The sequence below is a fragment of the Kitasatospora sp. NPDC058063 genome (genome assembly GCF_042885395.1).
In the GTDB taxonomy this organism is placed as follows: domain Bacteria; phylum Actinomycetota; class Actinomycetes; order Streptomycetales; family Streptomycetaceae; genus Kitasatospora; species Kitasatospora lactacystinica.
Genome location: NZ_JBHVSD010000005.1, coordinates 75,841 through 99,265 on the forward strand (window position 1 = coordinate 75,841; position 23,425 = coordinate 99,265).

Annotated in this window: 16 protein-coding genes and 2 pseudogenes; 13 read left to right on the plus strand and 5 right to left on the minus strand. The window is 72.8% G+C overall.

Features of this window, described 5'->3' with window-relative positions; all coding sequences use genetic code 11:
• Positions 1–15: 15 nt before the first annotated feature.
• Positions 16–888, plus strand: a complete 873-nt coding sequence (locus ACFVUY_RS10260) for a TauD/TfdA dioxygenase family protein (RefSeq protein ID WP_387728861.1) — start codon at positions 16–18, stop codon at positions 886–888.
• A gap of 50 nt (positions 889–938) precedes the next feature.
• Here ACFVUY_RS10260 and ACFVUY_RS10265 read toward each other — a convergent pair whose 3' ends face one another.
• Positions 939–1,706 carry a SpcZ gene (locus ACFVUY_RS10265; RefSeq protein WP_387728864.1) on the minus strand — a complete coding sequence of 256 codons (768 nt, stop codon included), beginning with the start codon at positions 1,704–1,706 and terminating at the stop codon, positions 939–941.
• A 354-nt stretch (positions 1,707–2,060) separates the two neighbouring features.
• Between ACFVUY_RS10265 and ACFVUY_RS10270 the strand changes: the two genes are divergently transcribed.
• The 3 genes from ACFVUY_RS10270 to ACFVUY_RS10280 all read left to right on the plus strand — a co-directional run bounded on the left by ACFVUY_RS10270 (position 2,061) and on the right by ACFVUY_RS10280 (position 6,539).
• Positions 2,061–3,605 carry an FMN-binding glutamate synthase family protein gene (locus ACFVUY_RS10270; RefSeq protein WP_387728867.1) on the plus strand — a complete coding sequence of 515 codons (1,545 nt, stop codon included), beginning with the start codon at positions 2,061–2,063 and terminating at the stop codon, positions 3,603–3,605.
• 277 nt (positions 3,606–3,882) lie between these two features.
• Positions 3,883–4,476, plus strand: a complete 594-nt coding sequence (locus ACFVUY_RS10275) for a hypothetical protein (RefSeq protein ID WP_387728870.1) — start codon at positions 3,883–3,885, stop codon at positions 4,474–4,476.
• Positions 4,477–4,982: 506 nt separating this feature from the next.
• The gene (locus ACFVUY_RS10280) at positions 4,983–6,539 is read left to right on the plus strand and encodes a sialidase family protein (RefSeq protein ID WP_387728872.1); all 1,557 of its coding nucleotides are present in this window, start codon (positions 4,983–4,985) and stop codon (positions 6,537–6,539) included.
• 67 nt (positions 6,540–6,606) lie between these two features.
• Here ACFVUY_RS10280 and ACFVUY_RS10285 read toward each other — a convergent pair whose 3' ends face one another.
• Both ACFVUY_RS10285 and ACFVUY_RS10290 read right to left on the minus strand, forming a co-directional pair.
• Positions 6,607–7,530, minus strand: coding sequence for an endonuclease/exonuclease/phosphatase family protein (locus tag ACFVUY_RS10285; RefSeq protein WP_387728875.1), 924 nt, complete (start codon positions 7,528–7,530; stop codon positions 6,607–6,609).
• Between the two features lie 45 nt (positions 7,531–7,575).
• Complete coding sequence (locus ACFVUY_RS10290; RefSeq protein WP_387684564.1) at positions 7,576–8,250, minus strand: MerR family transcriptional regulator; 675 nt, start codon at positions 8,248–8,250, stop codon at positions 7,576–7,578.
• A 270-nt stretch (positions 8,251–8,520) separates the two neighbouring features.
• Here ACFVUY_RS10290 and ACFVUY_RS10295 point away from each other — a divergent pair, with 270 nt between their 5' ends.
• From ACFVUY_RS10295 to ACFVUY_RS10305, 3 genes are all read left to right on the plus strand, one after another.
• Positions 8,521–9,882, plus strand: a complete 1,362-nt coding sequence (locus ACFVUY_RS10295; RefSeq protein WP_387728877.1) for a DUF3533 domain-containing protein — start codon at positions 8,521–8,523, stop codon at positions 9,880–9,882.
• A gap of 241 nt (positions 9,883–10,123) precedes the next feature.
• Positions 10,124–10,558 carry a MarR family winged helix-turn-helix transcriptional regulator gene (locus ACFVUY_RS10300; protein WP_387728880.1) on the plus strand — a complete coding sequence of 145 codons (435 nt, stop codon included), beginning with the start codon at positions 10,124–10,126 and terminating at the stop codon, positions 10,556–10,558.
• 244 nt (positions 10,559–10,802) lie between these two features.
• Positions 10,803–11,420 carry a hypothetical protein gene (locus tag ACFVUY_RS10305; RefSeq protein ID WP_387728881.1) on the plus strand — a complete coding sequence of 206 codons (618 nt, stop codon included), beginning with the start codon at positions 10,803–10,805 and terminating at the stop codon, positions 11,418–11,420.
• A gap of 111 nt (positions 11,421–11,531) precedes the next feature.
• Here the strand turns inward: ACFVUY_RS10305 and ACFVUY_RS10310 are convergent, their stop codons facing one another.
• On the minus strand, positions 11,532–14,234 hold the full coding sequence (locus tag ACFVUY_RS10310) for a glycosyl hydrolase (RefSeq protein ID WP_387728883.1): 2,703 nt from the start codon (positions 14,232–14,234) through the stop codon (positions 11,532–11,534).
• Positions 14,235–14,579: 345 nt separating this feature from the next.
• Between ACFVUY_RS10310 and ACFVUY_RS10315 the strand changes: the two are divergent.
• Together ACFVUY_RS10315 and ACFVUY_RS10320 are read left to right on the plus strand one after the other, a co-directional pair.
• A pseudogene (locus tag ACFVUY_RS10315) lies at positions 14,580–15,128 on the plus strand (carbohydrate binding domain-containing protein); the annotation flags it as partial.
• A gap of 195 nt (positions 15,129–15,323) precedes the next feature.
• Positions 15,324–16,283: pseudogene (locus tag ACFVUY_RS10320) on the plus strand (chitinase); the annotation flags it as partial.
• 97 nt (positions 16,284–16,380) lie between these two features.
• On the opposite strand, the gene ACFVUY_RS10325 reads toward ACFVUY_RS10320, so the two are convergent.
• A complete protein-coding gene (locus ACFVUY_RS10325; RefSeq protein ID WP_387728886.1) occupies positions 16,381–17,424 on the minus strand; it encodes an NAD(P)-dependent alcohol dehydrogenase in 1,044 nt (347 codons plus the stop codon).
• 226 nt (positions 17,425–17,650) lie between these two features.
• Here ACFVUY_RS10325 and ACFVUY_RS10330 point away from each other — a divergent pair, with 226 nt between their 5' ends.
• The 4 genes from ACFVUY_RS10330 (at position 17,651) to ACFVUY_RS10345 (ending at position 23,390) form a co-directional block, all read left to right on the plus strand.
• Entirely contained in the window at positions 17,651–18,796 is a 1,146-nt protein-coding gene (locus ACFVUY_RS10330) for an RICIN domain-containing protein (RefSeq protein ID WP_387728888.1), read from the plus strand.
• A 294-nt stretch (positions 18,797–19,090) separates the two neighbouring features.
• Positions 19,091–20,779, plus strand: coding sequence for a CocE/NonD family hydrolase (locus ACFVUY_RS10335; protein ID WP_387728890.1), 1,689 nt, complete (start codon positions 19,091–19,093; stop codon positions 20,777–20,779).
• Positions 20,780–20,988: 209 nt separating this feature from the next.
• Positions 20,989–22,314: a peptide ligase PGM1-related protein gene (locus ACFVUY_RS10340; RefSeq protein WP_387728892.1), complete on the plus strand. Its 1,326-nt coding sequence runs from the start codon at positions 20,989–20,991 to the stop codon at positions 22,312–22,314.
• 14 nt (positions 22,315–22,328) lie between these two features.
• Positions 22,329–23,390 (plus strand): zinc-binding alcohol dehydrogenase family protein, encoded by a 1,062-nt coding sequence (locus ACFVUY_RS10345; RefSeq protein ID WP_387728895.1) that lies wholly within the window; start codon positions 22,329–22,331, stop codon positions 23,388–23,390.
• Positions 23,391–23,425: the final 35 nt, after the last annotated feature.

Genomic DNA, 23,425 nt, shown 5'->3' on the forward strand with positions numbered 1-23,425 from the left:
CCACAGGAGCAGGTCATGGAGCAGTACGAGCTGGACGCGGTCAGGGCCGTCACCACCAGGCCCGCCAGGGAGTACCGGACCGTCACGGTCGCCCCGGTCACTCCGGTGATCGGCGCCGAGGTCTCCGGCGTCGACCTCTCGAAGGAGCTGGCGGACGATCAACTGGCGGAGCTGAAGCAGGCGTTCCTCGACCACCACGTCCTCGTGTTCCGCGACCAGGAGCTGACGGACGAGGACCACAAGCGCTTCGCCGGGCACTTCGGCGAGCTGCGCCCGGTCAACCCGCCCCCGGTCGACGCGGATCCGTACATCCTGGAGATCAGCACCGGCGCCGAGGCGGACAACGTCGCCGGCAACGGCTGGCACGCCGACGGCACCGCCGACGCCGAACCCTCGCTCGGGTCGATGCTCCACATCACCCGCGTGCCGGAACCGGGCAGCGGCGGCGACACCCTGTTCGCCAACATGCACCTGGCGTACGAGATGCTGTCCCCGACGATGCGCGAGCTGCTCGACGGCCTGACCGCGATCCACGACGGCCTCGTCGCCTTCCAGGGCTACACCCCGCCCGAGGGGTACGTGATTCCCAAGAGCGAACACCCCCTGGTGGTGCGGCACCCCGACACGGACCGCAGGGTCCTCTACGTCAACAAGGCGTACACCGCGCGCATCCCCCAGCTGTCGCCCGACGAGAGCCGGGCCCTGCTCGACCTGCTCTGCGCGCTGCCCGCCCAGCGGCCCCTGCTGAGCTGCCGCATCCGCTGGAGCCCCAACACGCTGGTGTTCTGGGACAACCGCTGCGTCCAGCACCACGCCACGTACGACTACCACCCGCACACCCGCTACGGTCGCCGGGTCGCGATCAACGGCGGGCCGCTCAAGGGCTGAGCCGGTCCGCACCCGGACCTGAGCCCGGACCCCGGGTGCTCTGGTCCGGGTCAGGCGGCTTCCGCGCGGGCCAGGCAGGCGGCGAGGCCGTCGGCCAGCCGCGCCCAGGTGGCGCGCTCGCCGCGCTCGTCCCGCCGGTCGGCGTGCACCAGCACCACCGCGCGGACCCGGGCGGACGGCCAGGTCGCGGCGTAGGCGGCCGGGTCCGCCGCCGCGTACGCGGCCGCCACGGCGGCCGCGTTGGCCAGGGCGTTCGCGTCGGCATGGGCCCGCACGTTGGCCGTCGTGTTGAGCTCCGCGTAGGTCTCGCCGTACTGGGCGGCCTCGGCCGCGTCGTAGCCGTTCGCCAGCGCGTAGGAGCCGGCGGCGGCCGCGGCCGCGGCGTGGGCCTCGGCGTACGGGTATGCGTGGTGGAAGAGTTCCCGTAGCTCCGGTTCGAGCGCCGTGCGCCAGGTGCCCTCGTCGACCCGACCGCCGCCCAGGGCGTCCGCGTGCAAGGCCAGTACGCCCTGCTGCGGCGCGACGGACCCGCCGCGCCGTGCGCTCGCCTCGGCCAGCATCGGGCCGACGGCGGAGCAGTACCAGTCGTGGACCACACTGAAGGGCACCCTGCCGTTCAGCCGCTCCAGCTCCCGGTGCACACGGCGTGCCCAGGCCCGCGCGGCGTCGGCGTCCATGCCCTCGAACAGCGCCTCCGACACCTGCGCCAGCCAGGGCGGCACGGCCGGCCCCCCACCCGGCGCCGCCGCCCCGACCGGGGCCGGCGCGAGCGTGCCGAGGGAGGACCAGAAGGCCGCGAAGGTCTCGGGAGTGGTCATCCGCTCTGCTCCTCAGGGGCTCGTCCCCGACCCGGGCGAGAACGCCGAACCGGTGAAGTCCGCTGGAGCGGTGGAGAAGTGGAGCTTCACCGGCCGCTCCGGTGAGAAGATCGTACAGGCGCGCACACGGCGGGGAGGGGTTCCCGGGCGCCCGAACCTCGGCCCGACCGCGATCCACGACGGCCTCGTCGTATACCCCCTGGTCGCAGGAGGGTCGGCGCGGCCTTCTAGCATCGTGTCGCATTCTTCGACGGAGCTGCTGCCCGGTTGGCCGTGTCCCCGCCGTCCCGCACCCCGTACGACACGACGGCTCCACCGCCCGGCGGTGGAGCCGTACATCGAGGAGGAACGTCCATGCAAGCCCGGAAGATCGGCGCGGCCGCCGCCACAGCGGTGGCCCTCCTGGCAGCCCGCGACCTCGTGCAGAAGCGGCACGCGCTGCTCCGGAACTTCCCGGTGGTCGGGCACGCCCGGTACCTGCTGGAGACGATCGGGCCGGAGCTGCGGCAGTACATCGTGACCTCCAACGAGGAGGAGCGCCCGTTCAGCCGTGACCAGCGCACGTGGATCTACGCGTCGGCGAAGGAGGAGAACAACTACTTCGGGTTCGGCACCGAGGTCGACGTCGAGCACGTCCAGGGGCACGCCTACCTGAAGCAGCGCACCTTCGCCGGCACGCTGCCCGACGCGCACGACCCGCAGGCCCCGCTGCCCTCGGCCAAGGTGCTGGGCGGGCCGCGCGGGCGCGCCAAGGCCTTCCGGCCGGCGAGCGTGGTGAACATCTCGGCGATGAGCTTCGGATCGCTCTCCGGCGCGGCCGTCACCGCGCTCAACAAGGGGGCGGCGCTCGCGGGCACGATGCACAACACGGGGGAGGGCGGCCTCTCGCCGTACCACCGCAACGGCGGTGACCTCGTCCTCCAGCTCGGCACGGCGTACTTCGGCTGCCGCAACGAGGACGGCACCTTCAACCTCGACAAGCTCAAGGAGGTGGTCGCCGGCGCGCCCGTCAAGGCGATAGAGATCAAGCTCTCCCAGGGCGCCAAGCCGGGGCTGGGCGGGATGCTGCCGGGCGCGAAGGTGACGGCCGAGATCGCCGGGATCCGCGGCATCCCGGAGGGCCAGGACTGCGCCTCGCCGTCGCGGCACTCCGCGTTCGGCGACGTCGACTCGATGCTCGACTTCGTCGAACTGCTCGCCACCGAGACCGGTCTGCCGGTCGGGGTCAAGAGCGCGGTGGGGGAGATGGGCTTCTGGCAGGAGCTGGCCTCGCTGATGGCGCGCGGCGACCGCGGGGTCGACTTCGTGACGATCGACGGCGGCGAGGGCGGTACCGGGGCGGCGCCGCGGATGTTCGCCGACTCGGTGTCGCTGCCGTTCCGGATGGGCTTCTCCCGGGTCTACGGCACCTTCGCCGAGCTGGGGCTGACCGACGAGCTGACCTTCATCGGTTCCGGCAAGCTCGGCCTGCCCGAGAACGCCGCCGTCGCCTTCGCCCTGGGCGTCGACATGATCAACGTGGCCCGTGAGGCGATGCTGTCGATCGGCTGCATCCAGGCACAGAAGTGCCACACCGACAAGTGCCCCACCGGCATCGCCACCCAGAACCCGTGGCTGGCCCGCGGCATCGACCCGGTCTCGAAGGCCGACCGGGCCGCCTCCTACCTGCGCACCCTGCGCAGGGAGCTGATGAAGGTCTCGGCGGCCGTCGGCGTCGCCCACCCGGCACTCATCACGGCCGACGACTTCGAGATCATGAACGGCGACTACGAGGCCCGCACCCTCGCCGGTGTCTACGGCTACAAGGAGGGCTGGGGCGAGCTCGGCCCGCACCTCGCCGAGGAGATCACGGCGCTCCTCACCGGTGAGTCGGCCGCCGTCCGGAAGCCGGCGGTCTGAGGCACCGCCCGAAGCGGCTCCACGGGACCCGCCTCCGGGCCCTCGCGTGACGGCGACCGGTCGTCACGCGAGAGGCCGGGAGGCCGGTGGGACGTGAGGGGTGGCGGGAGGCGGACGGGACCGGAGGGGGTGCCGGGAAGCTGCCGGTCGATCTGCCGCAGCCTCCCGGGACGGCCGCCATAGCCTGGGCGCCCGGCGCGCAGGACCAGGCTGACGCGCCGTCAGAACGGCGGCCCCCGTGGCCCGCCGTCCCGTTCGGAAGGATCCCAAGCCCGCCATGACCATTCTCCGCACCCGGGCCGCCGCCCTGGCGGCCGTCGCCGCCGTCGGGTTCGCCACCCTCACCGCCGGGACCGCCCACGCCGCCGTGGCGGCGCCGTCCCCGGCCGCCCCGTCGGTCGCCCAGGCGCCCGCCGCCGCGCCCGCCGCGGTCGCGGCGCTGTCCACGCCCACCCGCATCCCGGGCAACACCGCGATCTCCCGCAACCAGGCGTGGTACTCGCCGGACGGCCGGGTCATGTTCGCGATGCAGGGCGATGGCAACGTCGTGCTCTACCGGGACAACAAGCCGGTCTGGGTGGCTCCCGGCGCCATGCCCGACGGCAACGTGCTGGTCATGCAGGGCGACGGCAACCTCGTCGTGTACTCCGCCGCCAACACGCCGCTGTGGAACAGCCAGACGGGCGGCCGCCCGGGCGCCGAGCTGGCCATCTACAACGAGGGCGCGATCGCGGTCGTCCTGAACGGCAAGGTCCTGTGGACCTCCGCCCCGTCCACCCCGGCGCCCCTCCCGTCCTGCCCGCCGTGGGGCCCGCCGCTCCCCGGTCAGATCGTCTGGCCGTGGTGCCCGACCTGGCCCTTCCCCGTGTAATCCTCCTGACCGGCTCTGCGGCCCCAGGTCCTCGCCCGCCCGGCGGAGGACCTGGGGCCGTGGGCGTGGGTGCGGACGTGGATCCGGGCTTGTGTGTGGGCCCGATTCCCGTTCCGCGCAGGGGATTAAACGCCCAAGCCGTCGTTCCGTGAGATTCGGCCGTACATCTTGTGCGATGTCATGATCCGGCTCACACTTCCGATTTGCGAACACGTGTGCACAGCCACGTGGGCGCCCTTCACCCTTGCGCCTGCCGGGATCCCCGGCGGTCGGAGGGACGTTCCGTGTCACGCTCCCCCCTGGGAAGAGGACTGATCGCCGCGCTCGCGCGGTCCGCCGACTCCCGCGCCGCCGGCCATCACGACACCCCACTCGCCGAGGGGCCCGGCGGCCGCCGCCGACATCGCGCCCGAGCCCGCGCACCGGGGCAAGGGCAAGGACCACGAGGTGCGGTATGCCGCGCCCGCCGGGTCGTCCGAACCACCCCTCACGCGAAGGAGCTTCGGATGAAGCACCCGCGCACCCCCACCCCCTGGCGCAGGCCGTTCGCCGCCGTCGCGGCGGCCGCCCTCGTCCTGGCCGGCGCGGCCTGGAACGCGAGCCCGGCCGGCGCGTCCGCGGCGCCGGCCCGCGCCGCCGGCGCCGCCACGTCCGGCGCCGACCCGATCGCCCCGACCGTCGACGGCGGCGGACCGAGCCTGGTCCGGGTGAGCAGCGACCCGTTCACCAGCGCCGGCAGCCAGTACGCCACCGAGGTGGAGCCCGACACCTTCGCCTACGGCGGCACGATCGTCTCCGCCGCCCAGGTGGGGCGGTTCACCGACGGCGGGGCGGCCGGCCTCGGCTGGAACACCTCGCCGGACGGCGGGCGCAGCTGGCGGAGCGGCATGCTGCCCGGCCTCACCACCCACTGGGGAGGCGGCAGTTGGGCCCGCGCCTCCGACCCCGCGGTCGCCTACGACGCCAGGCACGGCACCTGGATGGTGGCCGGCCTGGTCATCGACTCGGGACGTAATCCGGTGGGTGTGACCGTCAGCCGCTCCGCCGACGGCCTGCACTGGCAGGACCCGGTGCGGGCGGTCGGCCACGACGGCCAGGCCTACGACAAGGAGTGGATCGTCTGCGACAACACTCCGACCAGCCCGTACTTCGGCACCTGCTACGTCGAGGTCGACATCCCCTCCTCCGACAACCTGATGGTCATGTCCGCCTCCCGGGACGGCGGCGCCACCTGGTCCGCCCCGACCGGCCCGTCCGGCGTCAACCTGGGCCTCGGCGGCCAGCCGCTGGTGCGGCCCGACGGGACGGTCGTGGTCCCCTTCTCGACCGACACCACCTCGATCCGCTCCTTCACCTCCACCGACGGCGGCAGGTCCTGGAGCTCCACGGTCCTGGTCGCCGACGTCGTCGCGCACGAGGTCGCGGGCGGGCTGCGCGACGGCGAGGGCCTGCCCTCGGCGGAGATCGACGCCGACGGCAGGGTCTACGTCGCCTGGCAGGACTGCCGCTTCCGGGCCGGCTGCGCGGCCAACGACATCGTCTACGCGAGCTCGGCCGACGGCACCACCTGGTCCGCCGTGACCCGGGTGCCGATCGACCCCACCACCAGCGGTGTCGACCACTTCATCCCCGGCCTCGGCGTCGACCGCACCACCGCCGGTCGCACCGCCAGGCTCGGGCTGTACTACTACTTCTACCCGAACGCCGACTGCACCGCCGACACCTGCGAGCTGGAGGTCGGCTTCGTCTCCTCCACCAACGGGGGCGCCACCTGGAGCGCGCCGCGGACCGTCGCCGGCCCGATGTCGGTGTCCCGGATCGCCGCCACGAGCGGGGGCGGCATGGTCGGTGACTACCTCTCCACGTCCGTCCTCCACGGCAGGGCCGTGGCCGTCTTCGCGGTCGGCAGGACGCCGACCGGCGGCCAGGCCTTCGACGAGGCGATGTACGCCGTCGCGGGCGGCCTCGCCGTCCGGCCCGGCACCGTTCCTTCCAGTACCGGGCCGGTCGTCGTCACCGCACCCGGCCAGGCCCGGCACCGTTCGCCGGTGACCAGCTGGTGACCCCACCGCTGACCCGCCGCTGACCGGTCGGGCCCGTCCTCCCACCCGACGGGAGGACGGGCCCGCCCTACAGCGGCAGTTCGACCACCAGGGGCCGGTGGTCCGAGATCGGCGTCCTGGGCGCCCGCACCGAAGCCGCCCGGTGCGGTTCGAGCCCGGCTGCGAGGACGTGGTCGAGCTGCACCAGGGGGCGGTGCGACGGAAAGGTCCGGACCCGGGCCGGTTGACGCCAGCCGGAGCGGGACGGCGGGCCGATCGGCCGGGGCTTCGAGGACCCCGAAGGGGAGAGGAGCTCGGCCGCGCCGAGCGCGAGGGCGGGAATCGTGCCGACGATGTTGAAGTCGCCCAGCAGGACGTGCGGCCGGGGAAGGTCGGCGATCCAGCGGTGCACGGCGAGCAGTTGGCCGACGTTCCACCCCGGGACGAACGACAGGTGCAGTGCCACCGCGGTGAACGGGCCGCGCCGCCCCTGCAGGACGGCGGCCAGGGCCACGCGCGGATGGTCGCGGATCACCGTGAGGCCCGCCCGCCCGGGAAGGCGCAGCGGGACGGCGAGGGGCGGCGCGCCGAACCGACGGGCCCGCCAGCCTAGGACCGGCAGCCTGGACAGCAGCGCGATGCCGTGCGAGGGAACCTCGCCGTCGTGGCCCGCGCCCGGCGGACCGTACACCCGCAGCCCCGGTTCGGACCGGTCGCGGACCCAGGTCCGGCCCGGCAGGGCCCGGGCGTGGAAGGCCGAGGCGTAGCGCCAGTCCGCGGCACCGGTCGCCTCGGCGACCGCCCGCGCCTGGTCCACCCGGCCCGACCGCTGCTGGAAGCGGTCGAGCTCCTGCAGCGCCACCACCTCGGCGTCCAGCGACGCGACGGCGTCGACGAGCGGGCGCGCGGTGGCGTCGCCGGAGGCCGTCGTCGGCGGGTGGCCGTCGGCCGGGAACCGCTGCCCGTGCAGGACGTTGAAGGTCGCCAGGCGCACCAGCGCGGAGCCGATCATGGATGGACGGTACAGCAACGGGCCGGGCCGCATCGGCGCCCTCGCTCAGCCGCTCTTCCCCGGCTTCTCGCTCTCCTCGGGCTTCTCGGTGGTGCGGGCCCAGGCGGTGCGGCGCTGGGATTCGTGTTCCTGGGCGAGGCGGCGCAGGACGGCGAGGACCGGTTCGAGGAGGAGGACGACGATGGCGGCGTGCTCGGCGAGCCGCAGGGGGTCCTTGATGCCTTCGAGCTGGTCGAGGTCGAGGCGTGCGGCGGTGGCGGCGACCTCGGCGTAGGGGAGGAGGTCCTCGGTGCGGTAGCTGACGCCGAGGCGGTCGAGGTCCATCAGGCTCGCGGCGAGGGCCCGGCGGTGCGGCGAGTCCCCGGAGACGGCCCAGCCCATGGCGGCGAGCAGTTCGTCGACCCGGTGCGCCTGCTGGTCCACCGCCTCCGTCTCGGCGGCGTCCACGGGGGTGGGCAGGGCGTAGTGGACGACTCCGAGCCTGGCGAGCGGGTCGAGGGGCTCGTCGAGTGCGGCGAGGACGTCGCGGGTGGCGGCGATGGACAGGCCGCCGCGGGCGGTCAGGGCGCGGATCAGCCGCAGTCGCTGGACGTGTTCGTCGCCGTAGAGCGTGAGCGTGGCGCCGAGCGGCCGTCCGGGCGGCAGCAGGCCCTCGCGTACGTAGTACTTGATGGTGGCGACCGGTGTCCCGGACTGCCGGCTCAGGTCGGAGATCTTCATGCGCGCTCTCGCTCGGACTCGGTGTCTGTGATCAGTCTCGCAGGCCGTCGAATGGACTCCGTTCACTGATAGTGCCACTATCGGGCTGGATAGTGAAGGTTCCAGTTGGGCTTTTGAACAGCCACAACGCCGGGAACCGGCTGTTCGTCCCTACCTGGAGCGCCGTCACGGCGCGATACCGCAACCGGAGCACCATGCCAGCCCCAAGCCCCACCGGAACCGGGCGCCACGCCACGACCCCTGCCCCGCCCCGGAACTCCGGGAGGAGTGATGTCTGAGCCGAGCCGTGCCGTGAACGTGAGTGCCCGCGGACTGCTGCGCAGGAAGAGCCTGTGGCTGCCGTCGGCGGTGATCCTCGGCTTGCTGTCGTTCGTCCTGTCCCTGCTCTACCTGGGGGCCAACAACGACCCGGTCGGCTCGACGAAGGACATGCCGATCGCGCTGGTCAACGCGGACCGCGGCACCCAGGTGGCCGGCCAGCGGATCGACCTGGGCGCGCAGATCGTCGCGCAGGTCACCGGGGCCGACGACCTGAAGGGCAAGGTCTCCTGGAAGCAGGTCGACCGCGCCACCGCCGACGACCTCCTGGGCAAGGACAAGGTGTTCGGGGCGCTCGTCATCCCGGACGACTTCTCCGCCACGGTCGCCGCACTCGCCGGACCGGCCCAGCACGACCCGCACCCCCCGACCATCACGGTGCTGACCAACCCCGCGGCCGGAAGCTTCGGCTCCTCCATGGCCACGGAGATCAACCGCAACGTCGTCCAGGCCACGTCCGTCCAGCTCGGCCACCAGCTCACCGAGCAACTCGCGAAGCAGCAGGCCGCGCACCAGGCGGGCGCGCCCGCGGCGGACGGTTCCGCGGCGCACCAGGCCGCGCCGGGCGCCGCCGCCCAGCTGATGGTCACCGACCCGGTCAAGGCCGTGATCCAGGAGGGCCACCCGCTCGGCCACCACAGCGGACTCGGCCTGAGCGCCTTCTTCTACACCCTCGTCCTGGTCCTGGGCGGCATGCTCGGCGCCAACGTGATCCACACCCAGGTGGACACGGCGCTCGGCTACATCTCCAGCGAGAAGGGCCCGTTCCGCAGCACGGCACCCGCCCAGCACATCAGCCGGACCCGCCACTTCGCGGTCGCCTCGGTGCTCATGGTCGTCCTCTCCGCGCTGACCTCGGCCCTCGCGATGGCCGCCGCCGTCGGCGTCATCGGCATCGACGCCTCCCACCTGCCCCTGCTGTGGCTCTTCGGGACCTGCGCCACGGCCGCGATGGGCATCACCGGGCTGGCCCTGCTCGCCGCCTTCGGCACCCCGGGCCCGATCGTGTCCATGCTGGTGCTGGTCGGCCTGGCGATCCCGTCCGCCGGCGCCACCATCCCGCTGCAGGCGCTGCCGGACTTCTACCGGTTCCTGGCCGACTTCGAGCCCTTCCGCCAGGTGGTCGACGGAGTCCGCTCCATCCTCTACTTCGGCGCGCAGGCCGACGCCGGACTCGGCCGGGCCTGGGCCATGGTCGGCATCGGCTTCGCGATCTCCGTCGCCCTCGGCCTCGCCGTCACCCGCCTCTACGACCGCAAGGGGCTGCACCGCAGCCCCGCCCGCGCGCCGCAGCCGGCCCCGGCGGCCGGGTGACCCGCCCGTGACGGGTCCGGCGCCGGCCCTCCCCGGGTCGGCACCGGACCCGCGCCATGACCGCCGGTCCGCCGGGCGCCGCCTCGGAGACAGCCGCCGGCGGCGACCCCACGACCCCGCGAACCGATGAACCGGCGAACCGGCGAACCGACGAACCAGCACCACCGGGAGAACCGCCATGTCCCAGGACGCGCCCGCACCCCCGCCCCCGTCGGCCCCGCCCGTACGGCCACTCGACCGCATGTACCGCATCATCGCGCTCTGGAAAGGGCACCTGGCGCCCGCCCTCAAGGAGAACGGGCTCACCGTCGCCCACTTCCACGTCCTCGCGGTCCTGCGCCGGGCCGGGCCCTCCCACCGCCTGACCACCGGACAACTGGCCGCCGGCGAGATGGTCACCGGCTCCGGCATGACGGCCCGCGCGGACCAGCTGGAACGCAAGGGCCTGATCGCCCGCGAGCGCGACGAACGCGACCGCCGGATCATCCACCTCAGGCTCACCGACCGCGGCCTGTGCCTCGTCGACCAGGTCATCGCCCGGCACCGCCTGATGGAACAGCGGCTGATGGCCGGGCTCGACGACGGGGAACGCCGGGCCCTCGCCGGCCTGCTCACCCGGCTGGAACACCTCCTCGAAGGCGACAGCGGCATGCCCTGGCCCGGTCGGCAGCCCTGACCGGACTCGCGCCCTCGTGCCCTCGCGTCGTCGTGCCCGTTGCTGCGCGACTCCCGTGGCCGTTTCGCTCCCGCCGTCACCTTCGCGACGGCGGGAGCGTCCGCGTTCCGGTGCGTGCCGCCCGGCCGGTCCTGGGGGAGAGGGGGCGAAACGGCCGGACCGGTGGGGGCGAACGGGCGTCGTCGAGCACGGGAGGAGGGCGGTGCCGGGGCGGGCACCGGCGAGTTGCAGCGGGTGTGGGACCATGAAGGCCCGGGCCGGCGACATCGGCCGGGGCGGCCTGGGGCCGCTGCTGGCCACCCTGCACGGCCGCTCGCCCGGCCTGCGGGTGCACCTCCTCGGCCACAGCTTCGGTGCCCGGCTGGTCTCCTTCACCCTGGCCGGCGTCGGCGCCCCCGCCGACAGCCCGGTCACCTCGCTCCTGCTCATCCAGGGGGCGTTCTCGCACTGGTGCTTCGCCCACGCCCAGGACAACCCCTTCGGCAGTGCGGGTGCGCTGAACGCCTTCGCGGACCGGGTGCACGGCCCGCTCGTCTCCACCTACAGCGTCCACGACTGGGCCGTCGGCGTGTGGTACCCGAAGGCGTCCTTCCTCGCCCGCCAGGACTCCGAGGCCGATGTCGCCGGACGCTGGGACGGCATGGGCGCGGACGGGTACCAGGCCGTGGCGCCGACCGGGGACCGGGTGATGCCGGCCGAGGGCGGCATCGACTACGCCTTCGTGCCCGGGACCTTCTACCGGGTGAACGCCGCCGCCGTCATCAACAACGTGGAGGGCGAGCCGTTCTCCGGTGCGCACTCCGACATCCGCAAGCCCCAGGTCGCCACGCTCGCGGTGGCCGCCGCCGCGGCGCACGGGTAGCGGGGGCGGCGGTGGCCTGACCACGGCCGTCGCACCACGCCGCCGCCCGGCCCGCTCGTACGGAGCGGACCGGGCGGCGGCGTGCGGTCGGGTTCGGCGGAGCGGAGCAGGTCAGCCGTCCGTCTCGTCGTAGCGGCCGTGGCCCAGGCGGCGCAGGTCGAAGGACCGGATGCCACGGCCGAAGGTGGCGGCGTAGAGCCTGCCGTCGGGGCCGGTCTTCAGCTGCTGCACCGCGGTGGTGGGCAGGTTGCGACCGAGGACGCGCCAGTCGGTGGTGCCGGGGGCGCGGTAGAAAGCGGCGAGGTCGGTGCCGAGGGCGAGGCCGCCGTTGGGCAGGATCTTCACCGAGGTCGCGGGGACGTCGGGCAGGTTGGCCGAGACGTCGGTCCAGGTGGCCCCGCCGTCGCGGGTCTCGAAGAGGTGGCCGACCCCGGCGCCGGGGCCCTCGGTCCAGGTCCGGGAGAAGCCGTTGAAGGCGACGAAGACGTGCTGGGCGTCGCTCTCGTCGACCGCGAAGGAGGAGATGTAGCGGTTGGGCAGGGTGCCGTCCACCGGCAGGTCGAGTTGGTGCCAGCCGGTGCCGTCGGTCTTGCCGACCGCGATGCCGCGGCTGAAACCGACGTTGTTGCAGGGGCCGCACCAGCCCGCGTACACCGTGCCGTCGACCGTCGCCACCGCCGTGGCGACGTGGCCGGCGCCCAGGTCGTAGGCGTTGGCCCACTCGCTGCCGCTGCGGATCGCGTAGCCCTTGTGCTGAACCCAGACGTGCCGGCCGCCGGCGATCCAGGTGTTGACGTCCTTGGGGTCCGAGGTGATCGGCGCGATGAAGCGGGCGGAGCTGGTGTCCTTGTCCGGCGGGGCGACCTCGTAGGAGGTGGACTTGGCCGGGTCGGTCTTCCAGACGCCGCTGTTGACGGCGCAGTTCTGGGTGACCCAGACGTCGAGGTAGACGTACTCCTCGGCGATGTTGCAGCCGTTGTCCGGGTCGACGAGGGTGTCGGCGCCGTCGCCGCCGAAGTTGGAGCCCATCACCTTGTCGTGGGCGCGCAGGATGGACTCGCCGTTGTCCTGGAGACCGCCGCTGACGATCACGCCCCGGCCCGAGCGGTCCGCCGGGTCCTTGCCGACGCCGACCGAGTAGTACTGCAGGGTGTCCATGGTGCCGTCGGCCAGGGACTTCCAGTCCGTGGCGTGGCCGGAGGCGTCGGCCGCGCCGGCGACCGGACGGCTGTAGACGCCGCCGTCGTTGCCCACGTAGACGCTGGTCCTGCCCTGGTACGTGCCGAAGGCGACGGCGTGCTGGTCGGAGTGCGTGGTCTGCGAGCAGTCGCCGGTCTGCTTGGCCGGGTCGATGCTCCAGCAGGGGAAGCCGAAGTTCCAGTACGGGCCCGGGACGGTCCAGGTGGAGCCGCCGTCCTTCGTCTCCAGGACCTCCTCCAGGCCCGCGTAGACGTGGTCCGGGTCGGCCGGGTCGACCTGGAGGAACTGGTTGTACCAGGCCTGGATGCCGGGCTGGTAACCCTCGTCCTGGAGCGCGGAGCCGGAGTTCTTGAGCTTGTCCTTGTCCGCGATCCGGGTCCACGGCCCGAACGGGGAGCCGGACCTGGAGACGTAGATGCCCTTGAGTCCGGTGTCGGGGTCGGTCGCCGTGACCTCCGGGGACTGGTCGATGGCGTAGTAGCGCGAGCCGTCGGCCGAGGCGGCGAAGGTCACGTTGCCGACGTTCGCGGCGTCGGTCGGCAGGTCGCCGAGCGAGCCGACGCGCTGCCAGGTGCCGTCCGCGGCCTTGCCGTAGAAGCCGTTGTAGCTGTCGCCGCCGCGCCAGCCGACGGCGAGGACCACCTTGCCCGGGTCCTTGGGGTCGATCGCGATGTCGTTGGCGATGTTCTTGTACGGCGCGGCCGGGTCACCGGCCTTCGAACCACCGGGCAGGTACTCCGGGTTGGGCGCGAACTCCAGAGTCCACGGACCGGACAGGTCCGTCGTGGAGTGGCTCCACACGCCGCGGCTGGTGGCCGCCCACACCTTGCCGCCGCCGAAGCGCAACGCGTGGATGATGGTCGACTCCAGTTCGGCTCCGCCGACCCGGTTGCCGGGTTGGAACTCGCCGCGCTTCGGGTCCGGGAGCACGTACACGCCGGTGCCGACGTACGAGGTCGCGCCGGTGTTGGACTCGCCGGTGGCGTACCAGAGCCGGCCGCCGCCATCGAGGTCGAGGGTGCCCGTCGAGAGGGACGGGAGGTTGTCCGAGATGGACTGCCACCGGCCGCCGCCGGTGCGGGAGCGGAAGACGCCGCCGTTGGCACCGCCCGCGTACACGTAGCCGTCCTGGTCGGCCGCGAGCCCGGTGATCCGGCCGGTCACGTAGCCGGAGCCGCCGCTGGAGTTGGAGTTGACGTCCCGGTAGCGCGGGTCGTCGGAGTCGTAGGGCTTGTCGGTGACGTGGTCCCAGCTGCCGGCGGTGTGCGGCATCGACTGCAGCTGGGCCCAGGCCGCGCCGTAGGCGCCGGGCGCGATCAGGCCGGGGGCGGTGCGGGCCTCGGTGTACTGCGCGGTGCCCTCGGCGGAGTTCTCCGCTTCGTCGCCCTCGTCCTCCCCGGGGGCCTCGGACTTGGCGGTGAACGCCGGGCCGGCGGCTGCCCGGGTCTTGACCTTCTTGGCGTGCTTCTGGCCGATCTCGGCCTGGTGCTGGGCCTGGTGCGGGCGCGGACCGGGAGTGTCGGAGGGCGCGGCGAGCGCCTGGGTGGTGGCCAGGCCCAGCGCGGTCAGTGTGACGGTGCTCAGCAGAAGCTTGTTGTGTCGCCCCTTGGGCACGTGGGACCTCCCCCGTGAAGTGCCGGCGGCGCGGGTCGCGCGTTCCGGCGGAGACAGGCGAAGCCTTGCGGGTGGGCCCTGACTGAGGAAGGGCAACGCGCATAACGACTTATTAAAAGTACTACTGTTAAAGGTTGTTGCATTCACCGAATGGCGGGGTCGGCGATCCCCGCCCCTGCAATTGGTCCAGACCTAATTGGTCCAGACCTATTGACTCCCCTTGCCGCCCCTCCTACGATCCGGTCCGGCACAGCCCCACATGTTTCCCCCACCTCACCCAGAGCCGGGCGTCACGCCCCCACGCGTCGGTCATGTCCATGACGCTCGGCGGAAAGGGAGCACAGCATGTTTCGTCGGAGGTCGCGCACCCCACGCCCGTCGGGCGGATTCCGCCCGGAGCGGGCGACCGTGGAACGCGCAGTACAGGTCCACCGGACCGGCCGCCCCGAGCACGGGCCGACCGTCCTGAAGCGCTTCCTCGCCGGGGTGAGCGCCGCGGCCGTCATCGGCGCCGGCATCGCCGTGGCCGGCACCGTCACGGCCGGGGCCGCCACTCCCAACCTGGTCGCCAACCCCGGCTTCGAGAACGGGCTTTCCGACTGGACCTGTTCCGGCGGCGCGGGCGCGGCGGTGAGCAGCCCGGTCCACTCCGGCGCCTCCGCGCTCAAGGCCACGCCGACCGGCCAGGACACCGCCCAGTGCACCCAGACCATCAGCGTGCAGCCCAACTCCCAGTACACGCTGAGCGCCTACGTCCAGGGCAGCTACATCTACCTGGGCGCCACCGGCACCGGTGTCACCAACGCCTCCACCTGGACGGCGAACAGCGCCTCGTACAGCCAGCTCAGCGTGGGCTTCACCACCGGGGCGAACACCACCTCGGTGACCGTCTTCCTGCACGGCTGGTACGGGCAGCCCGCGTTCTACGCGGACGACGTGTCGCTCACCGGCCCCGGCGGCAGCAGCCCCTCGCCGACCGCCACCACCCCGACCACCGCGCCTCCGACATCGTCGACGCCGACCACCGCGCCGCCCACCAGCACGCCGCCGACGACGCCCACCACCACGCCGCCCACCACCACACCGCCGAGCGACACCTGCCCCACGAAGCCCAAGCCGTCCGGCAAGGTCCTCCAGGGGTACTGGGAGAACTGGGACGGCGCCCTGAACGGAGTCCACCCCGGCATGGGCTGGACGCCCATCACGGACAGCCGGATCGCCGCGCACGGCTACAACGTCATCAACGCCGCCTTCCCGGTGATCCTCTCGGACGGCACCGTCCTGTGGCAGGACGGCATGGACACCAACGTCAAGGTCTCGACCCCCGCCGAGATGTGCCAGGCCAAGGCGGCCGGGGCGACGATCCTGATGTCGATCGGCGGCGCCGCCGCCGGCATCGACCTGAGCTCCAGCACCGTCGCCGACAAGTTCGTCGCGACCGTCGTCCCGATCCTGAAGAAGTACAACTTCGACGGAATCGACATCGACATCGAGACCGGCCTGTCCGGGAGCGGCAACATCAACACGCTGTCCGCCTCCCAGGCCAACCTGATCCGCATCATCGACGGCGTGCTGTCCCAGATGCCCGCGGGCTTCGGCCTGACGATGGCCCCCGAGACCGCGTACGTCACCGGCGGAAGCGTCAACTACGGGTCGATCTGGGGCGCCTACCTGCCGATCGTCAAGAAGTACGCCGACAACGGGCAGCTGTGGTGGCTGAACATGCAGTACTACAACGGCAGCATGTACGGCTGCTCCGGCGACTCCTACCAGGCCGGTACCGTCCAGGGCTTCACCGCGCAGACCACCTGCCTGAACAACGGCCTGACCATCCAGGGCACCACCATCCGGGTGCCCTACGACAAGCAGGTGCCCGGCCTGCCGGCCCAGCCCGGTGCGGGCGGCGGCTACATGGACACGGGCCTGGTCGGCCAGTCGTGGAACGCCTTCAGCGGTTCGCTGAAGGGGCTCATGACGTGGTCGCTCAACTGGGACGGCTCGAAGGGCTGGTCCTTCGGCGACAACGTCAAGCGCCTCCAGGGGCGTTGATACCCCGGATGACGCCCCCGCGCCCCGGTGCACCGCTCCGGGGCGCGGGTCGTCGACGTACCGGACGGGCCGGCCGCGGGCGCGGCCCGGCCGGTCGTCAGATGGTGGCGGTGTCGATGACGAAGCGGTAGCGGACGTCGCTGGCGAGGACGCGCTCGTAGGCGTCGTTGATCCGGTCGGCGCCGATCAGCTCGATCTCGGCCGCCACGCCGTGCTCGGCGCAGAAGTCCAGCATCTCCTGGGTCTCGGCGATCCCGCCGATGCCTGAGGAGCTCATGCTGCGGCGCTTGCCGGCCAGCCGCCGGAGGTCGACCTCCACGGGCTCCTCCGGGAGGCCGACGTTGACCATGGCCCCGTCGGTGCGCAGCAGGGAGAAGTAGGCGGCGAAGTCGAGCGGGGCGGAGACGGTGTTGAGGACGAGGTCGAAGGTGCCCGCGAGCTTCTGGAAGGTCGCCGGGTCGCTGGTGGCGTAGTAGTGGTCGGCGCCCAGCCGCAGGCCGTCGTCCTTCTTGCGCAGGGACTGGGACAGCACGGTGACCTCGGCCCCGAGCGCATGGGCGAGCTGCACGCCCATGTGGCCGAGCCCGCCGAGGCCGACGACGGCGACCCGCGTGCCGGGCCCGACGTTCCAGTGCCGCAGCGGGGAGTAGGTGGTGATGCCCGCGCACAGCAGCGGGGCGGCCTTGTCCAGCGGCAGCGCGTCCGGGATGCGCACCACGTAGTTCTCGTCGACGACCACGTTCTTCGCGTAGCCGCCGTAGGTGGGCCGGCCGTCCTTGCCGACGGAGTTGTACGTCCACACCGGGCCGTCGTCGCAGTACTGCTCCAGGCCGGCCCGGCAGTTGTCGCAGGTGCGGCAGGAGTCGACCATGCAGCCGACGCCGACCCGGTCGCCGACCCGGAACCTCGTGACGCCGGGGCCGGCCCCGGTGACGACGCCCGCGATCTCGTGCCCGGGCACCATGGGGAAGATCGCCTCGCCCCAGCCCTCGCGGGCCTGGTGGATGTCGGAGTGGCAGATGCCGACGAAGGCGATGTCGATCAGCAGGTCGTGCTCGCCGACCGCACGGCGCTCGATGGTGGTGCGTTCCAGCGGGGCCTTGGGGCCCGGTGCGGCGTAGGCCGCGACGGTGGTGGTCATGGGAGTTCGTTCCCCCTTCTGCGGACGGAACCGCGATGGTCGGATCGGGCCGGGTCGGCCGGGCCGGACGGGTCGGATGAGCCGGACGGGTCGGTGGACCAGCACATCCACGGTACCCACGAGGACGGTGCGCCGCTCTGCCGGCCCCGGGACGCACGGTCGGGCGGGCCAGGAGGCGCCTGGCGCGACCGCATCCGAGTGGGCGATCATGATGTGACGTCCTGTCATGTTCCTTGACGAGAAGGTGTTCTCCATGTTGGTCGACTGGCCCGCCGAAATGTTCGCGCTCCGTCTGCACCGCATTCCCGGCCTGGTGGCCGGTGCTCCGGCGGGTAGCCCGGAGGGCACTCCCGTGGTGCTCGCGCCCGAGACCGGTGGCGAGGGCGAGCAGTGGGTGGCCGAGCGGTTCCGGGTGCTCAACCACCGGATCCGGCACGTCGCCACCGGCCTGTACCTGACCGCCGAGGAATCGAGCCGGGGCGCCGCCGTCACCCTGCGGCCCAAGTTCTCCGACACCGGCAGCGATTCCTCGTACTGGCGGCAGGCGTGGCGGGCCTATGTCCAGCGTGACACCGGTCGGCTGATGGCCCTCCACGACTCCTCCAACTGCCTCCTCGGCCTGGCCGAACCGGCTGCCGAGCGGCCGGGCGGACCGCTGGTGCTGGAGAAGGGCGCCGGGGCCCAGGACCTGTCCTGCACCGCCTGGGCGCCCGCGCCCTTCCCGGCGCCGGAGCCCGCGCCCGCTCCGGCGCCGAAGGTCACCGACCTCCCGGTGGGAACGGGACGGGTCCGGGTGCCGGCCCGCCGCTTCGAGAAGCACGTGCGAACCATCGAGCAGATCTTCGACGAGACCAGCTTCCGGGAGGTCCCCGGTGATCTCCTCACCCCGGGCACGCGCATCGAGACCTTCGACTTCGACCAGCACTCCCAGGGTGACTGGTACAAGGAGGGGCGGGAGGGAAGTCTCGTGACCTTCACGGACAGCTACGACACGGCGGGCGCCGCGCGCAGGGCCTTCCACCGGTTGAAGGGGGAACCCGCCCGCTACGTGGACTCCGCGGAGGTGGACGTCCACTACGTCCCGCCGAAGCTCGTCGCCCGCACCAACTTCCCCGCCGCGCTCTTCGACGACTACAGCGGCTCCCTCGTGCGGACGCCGTACCGGCTGCCCAACGGGCACGGCTTCTACAACCAGCCCGAACGCCGTGAGGGCCTCTACTACCCCAAGCGCGACGGTGCCGGCACCGTCGTCCAGTGGAACAAGAACTGGATCGCGGACCGGGACACCACGTCCAAGGTCTTCCTCTGCTTCGACGGCCGGTACTTCATTGACCAGATGGACATCACCTGGGCCGACGGCGAGAAGGGCTGACGCGGGATCCCGCCACGCCGCATCGGGCACGGAACGTCCCCGGTGAACGGCCCGTGCCCCGGCGCGTGGATCGCCCCGGGGAGCCGGCACGTCAAGGGTCGGCTCCCCGGGGGCGGACGGGAGGGGGAGTCGCCCGGGTCTTGTACGTCAGGAGGGCCTCCCGGCCGGCCCGGAGGCAGTGCCGATCACTCGTTCGAGTGATTGGTGGGAGATCTTCCCCAGGGATGATCGCGACGAGGCGAGCATGTCTCTGACACCTCGTCAGCATCACTGCCACGGAAGGCGGGCACAGCCATGTCCATCGACGGAACCCCGGAGACCCCGTTCGCGCTCAGCGCCGAGGATCTCGCCAAGCTGGACGCGATCCGCGAAGGAATGCTGGACCCGTCGCCGCGCCGGATAGGCCGCCTCGACCAGTGGGGTCTGGCCGACGAGTACGAAACGTACGCGGAGATCGCCGAGTACCGGGAGCTCTCGATCGCCATGGCGGACGGGACGGTGATCGACGCGGCGCTGAGCATCCCGCGCCACCTCGCGCCCGGGCAGACCTGTCCGGCGGTCGTCATGCCCGCGCCGCTGATCGGGATCGGCCGCAACGCCTACCTCGGCATGTTCCCGCGCTGGGCCCTCGGCGGCTACGCCGTCCTGGCCTACAGCCAGCGCGGACTGGCCGAGTCCGGCGGCGAGATCCACGTGGCCGGGCCCCAGGACGTGGCCGACGGGATCGAGATCATCAACGCGCTGGTCCGGATCGACGGTGTCGACCCGGACCGGATCGGGTTCTTCGGATCCTCCTACGGCGCCGGAACCAGCCTGCTGGTGGCCGCGAAGGACCCGCGGGTCAAGGCTGTGGCCGGCACCAGCGCCTGGGGCGACCTGTTCGCCTCGCTGTACGAGAACGGCACCCGCCACCTGAAGGCCTTCGAGGCGCTGGTGCGGCTGTTCGGCGAGGAGCGGTGCTCGAAGGAGTTCCGCGGGATCATCGAGAAGATCCGCAACAACACCATCGACGACGAGGTCAGGGAGTTCGCCCGGGTGCGGTCGCCCAGGCACCACCTGAAGGCCTTCAACGACGCCCGGACGCCGATCCTGCTGACCACCGCCTGGCACGAGACGATCTTCTCGGTGCCCGCCGTCGTCGACCTCTTCACCGGCCTGCAGGGCCCCAAGTCGCTGCTCGTCCAGGTCGGCGACCACGGCAACGGCGAACTCCCCGGCCTGACCGGCCTCATCTCCAAGCCCACCGAGATGGCCTACCGCTGGATGGACCACCACCTCGGCGGCACCGTCGGCGACGGGGCGGCGCCCCAGTTCGGCATCCGCTCCGAGTACATGCACAACCTCCTGTCCGAACTCCGCCACGACAGCTGGGCGGACTACGCCCTGCCCCGCAAGCGGTTCCACCTCGCCGGTGCGGCCGCGGGCCAGAGCGACGCGCGACTGGCCGAGGGACAGCCGCAGCCGGGCTGGTCCCGCTCCGTCCGGGCCACCGGCTGGGACACCGCGGTCGTCGTCGCCCCGAAGCTGGTCCAGACCGGGCTGGTCGAGCGCCTCGGCATGCCGCACGTCTACAGGACCGCCGGGGTCGACCGCGAGCTCGCCGCGATCTGGACCACCGCGCCGCTGCAGCAGCCCATGCGCGTCCAGGGTGACCTGGAGCTTCGGGTGACGGTGACGCCGCGGGCGATGGACGCCACGATCGTGGCCTACCTGCTGGACTGCGACCCGGCCACCGGCACGGCCCGCATCATCACCCACGCCCCGTACACCCTCACCAACAAGCAGGCCGGGCAGGCCACCACCGTGACCTTCCCGCTGCAGCCCGCCCACTACGTCCTGGCCAGGGGCCGGGTGCTCCAGCTGGTCATCGGCACCCACGACCAGTTCTTCGCCGACGCCAACTCCACCCCGACCAGCATCGAGTTCACCTCGCCCCAGGGCACCGAGTCCTACCTCGACATCCCGCTCGGCACCCTGGACTGACGCCCGCGCCCCGCAGGGCGCCACCGCCGGTACGGCCGGTCCGCCCAGCGGCGGACCGGCCGCCGGTTGTTCGGCGTTTTGTTCAATGACCGAGGGCCGAACCAGAACAACCCCGGTGCGCTACACCAGTAGCGCACGCCACACCCGTGTCGTGCGCGGGACCAGGACCGTGGGCCGCGACAGCGCCGGACACCGGGAGAGTTCACCAGATGACGACGCTCTGCATCGCGAACAACCGCACCGAGGAGATGGTCGGGGACCTCACCGGGGCGACGCCGCTGGAGCAGCTGTTCGCCGGGTGCGGGGCGCAGCGGATGCTCTGGTGGGCCGAGGACGGCGACGTCCTGGTGCTGCCCTGGGGCCCCGACCCGGAGTACCTGGCGTACGTCGCCGGGCTGACCGGGGTGCGGGCCGACAGCCTGACCTTCGTGGTGCCGCCGCCGGGCGCCCACGGCGACCAGGCGCTCACCACCGACCGCCTGGTCGACCCGGGCTTCCTCGCGGAGCTGCGCCGCGTCCTGGACGGGCGCACCGTCGACGAGGTGCTGGCCGTCTCGCCGAACGGCGCGGTGGCCGGGCTGGCGGCCGCGCTCGGCCTGGCGCACGCGATGCCCGGCCTGCCCTTCGCCGCGCAGGGCGGCAACGCCCTGGTCAACAGCAAGGCGGGGTTCCGGGCGCTGGCGGCAGGCGTCGGGGTGCCGATCCCGCCCGGGACGGTGGCCGGCTCGCCGGCCGAGGTCGAGGCCGCCGTCGAGCAGCTGCTGGGGCAGGGGCACAGCGTGATGCTGAAGGTCGAGTACCAGGTGGGCGGCCTGGGCAACGAGATCCTCGCCCGGGACGAGAAGGTGGAGGCGGTCGGCGCCGAGCGGGTGGTGTCGCTGCCGGACCGGGCGGCGGTGGCCGCGTACGTGGCCGAGCGGTGGACCTGGCTGACCGGCGGGCGCGGCCAACGGGTGGTGGTGGAGCGCTACTTCCCCGACTGCGCGCCGCTGTACGCCCAGTTCCTCGTCGACGACGCGGCCGTGGTGCTCGCCGGCTGCGGCGAGATGGTCATGCGGCCGGTGGTGGTCGGCGAGATCACCCCGCCGGTCACCCCGGACGCGGGTGTCCTGGCGGAACTCGTCGAGCAGGGCGCCCGGTTGTGCGAGTCGCTGCGGGTGATCGGCTACCGGGGCACGGTCAGCGCGGACGCCGTGCTGACGCCCGGGGGCGAGATCTACTTCCACGAGACCAACGGGCGGCTCACCGGCTCCAGCCACCTGCACGACATCTTCGCCGCCCGCCTGCTGCGCGAGGAGCACCGCGGCTCGCGCCACCTGCTGGAGCTCGCCGGCCTCAAGGTGCCGTCCTTCGCCGAGGCCGTGGCGGCGCTCGGCGCGGCCGGGCTGGCCTTCGACCCGCGGACCGGCACCGGCGTGCTGTTCAGCAACGACTTCGGGCCGGCCGACGGCTCGGTGATGTACTGCGTGGTCGCCGAGAGCCCGGAGGCCGTCCGCGCCCTGGAGAGCGCGCTGCTCGCGCTGTTCGCCGGATGAGGCCCGGGGCGGGCGTGGACGACGAGACCGTGAACGAGACGACGGTGAACGAGACGACCGAGATCGGGATGACCGTGGAGGAGACGACCGTGGGCCAGGCGGAAGCGGAACGGGACGGGAAGGGGATGCGCGCGGCGTTGATCCACCGCTACGGCGGGCCGGAGGAGCTGTGCATCGAGACGGTGCCGGAACCGGTGGCCGGGCCGGGCCAGGTGCTGGTGGACGTCACCCTGGCCGGGCTCAACTACGCCGACCTGGAGATCCGCGCCGGCGAGTACCTGCAGCTCCCGCTGCCGGTGGTGCTCGGCGTCGACGCGGTCGGGCGGCGCCGCGAGGACGGCCGGAGGGTCGTCGCGCTGCTGCGCACCGGCGGCGGCTACGCCGAGGTGGCCGTCCCCGAGGCGGCGCACACGGTGGAGGTGCCGGACGGCGTGGACGACGAGCAGGCGCTCGCGCTGCTGGAGCAGGGGGCGACGGCGTACGGCGCGCTGGTCCTGGCGGGGCGGCTGCGGCCGGGCGACGCCGTCGGGGTGTCCGCGGCCGCGGGCGGGGTCGGCCACCTGGCGGTGCAGCTGGCCAGGGAGCTGGGGGCGGGCCGGGTGGTCGCCCTGGCCTCCACCCCGGAGAAGCGGGAGTTCCTGCGCTCGCTGGGCGCCGACGCCGTGCTGGACTCCGAGGACCCCGACCTGGGCGAGCGGCTCGCGGAGTCGGGCGGGCTGGACCTGTTCGTGGACTCGGTCGGCGGCCGGGTGCTGCGCGCCGGGCTGGCCGGACTGGCACCCTTCGGGCGGCTGGTGTCGGTCGGGGCGCGGGAGGGCGTGGAGGACGGCTTCACGATGGGCGAGCTGACCGAGCGCTCGTCGGGGGTGCAGGGCTTCTGGCTCAGGCATGTGCTCACGGACCGGGCGCTGTTCGAGAGCATCGCCGACCACCTGTTCCGGCTCGCCGCCGAGCGGCGGCTGGTGGCGAGGATCGACCGGACCGTGCCGCTGTCCGGGGTGGCCGCGGCGCACCGGGCGATGGCCGCGCGGCAGACCATGGGCAAGGTGCTGGTGGACGTCCGCCGCGAGGCGTGAACGAAGCGCGCGAGGGGAGGGCGGCCGGCCGGCCG

Coding starts and splice junctions, on each gene's coding strand:
- ACFVUY_RS10260 (WP_387728861.1), top strand. CDS start 16: ATGGAGCAGTACGAGCTGGACGCGGTCAGGGCCGTCACCACCAGGCCC.
- ACFVUY_RS10265 (WP_387728864.1), bottom strand. CDS start 1,706: ATGACCACTCCCGAGACCTTCGCGGCCTTCTGGTCCTCCCTCGGCACG.
- ACFVUY_RS10270 (WP_387728867.1), top strand. CDS start 2,061: ATGCAAGCCCGGAAGATCGGCGCGGCCGCCGCCACAGCGGTGGCCCTC.
- ACFVUY_RS10275 (WP_387728870.1), top strand. CDS start 3,883: ATGACCATTCTCCGCACCCGGGCCGCCGCCCTGGCGGCCGTCGCCGCC.
- ACFVUY_RS10280 (WP_387728872.1), top strand. CDS start 4,983: ATGAAGCACCCGCGCACCCCCACCCCCTGGCGCAGGCCGTTCGCCGCC.
- ACFVUY_RS10285 (WP_387728875.1), bottom strand. CDS start 7,530: ATGATCGGCTCCGCGCTGGTGCGCCTGGCGACCTTCAACGTCCTGCAC.
- ACFVUY_RS10290 (WP_387684564.1), bottom strand. CDS start 8,250: ATGAAGATCTCCGACCTGAGCCGGCAGTCCGGGACACCGGTCGCCACC.
- ACFVUY_RS10295 (WP_387728877.1), top strand. CDS start 8,521: ATGTCTGAGCCGAGCCGTGCCGTGAACGTGAGTGCCCGCGGACTGCTG.
- ACFVUY_RS10300 (WP_387728880.1), top strand. CDS start 10,124: ATGTACCGCATCATCGCGCTCTGGAAAGGGCACCTGGCGCCCGCCCTC.
- ACFVUY_RS10305 (WP_387728881.1), top strand. CDS start 10,803: ATGAAGGCCCGGGCCGGCGACATCGGCCGGGGCGGCCTGGGGCCGCTG.
- ACFVUY_RS10325 (WP_387728886.1), bottom strand. CDS start 17,424: ATGACCACCACCGTCGCGGCCTACGCCGCACCGGGCCCCAAGGCCCCG.
- ACFVUY_RS10330 (WP_387728888.1), top strand. CDS start 17,651: ATGTTCCTTGACGAGAAGGTGTTCTCCATGTTGGTCGACTGGCCCGCC.
- ACFVUY_RS10335 (WP_387728890.1), top strand. CDS start 19,091: ATGTCCATCGACGGAACCCCGGAGACCCCGTTCGCGCTCAGCGCCGAG.
- ACFVUY_RS10340 (WP_387728892.1), top strand. CDS start 20,989: ATGACGACGCTCTGCATCGCGAACAACCGCACCGAGGAGATGGTCGGG.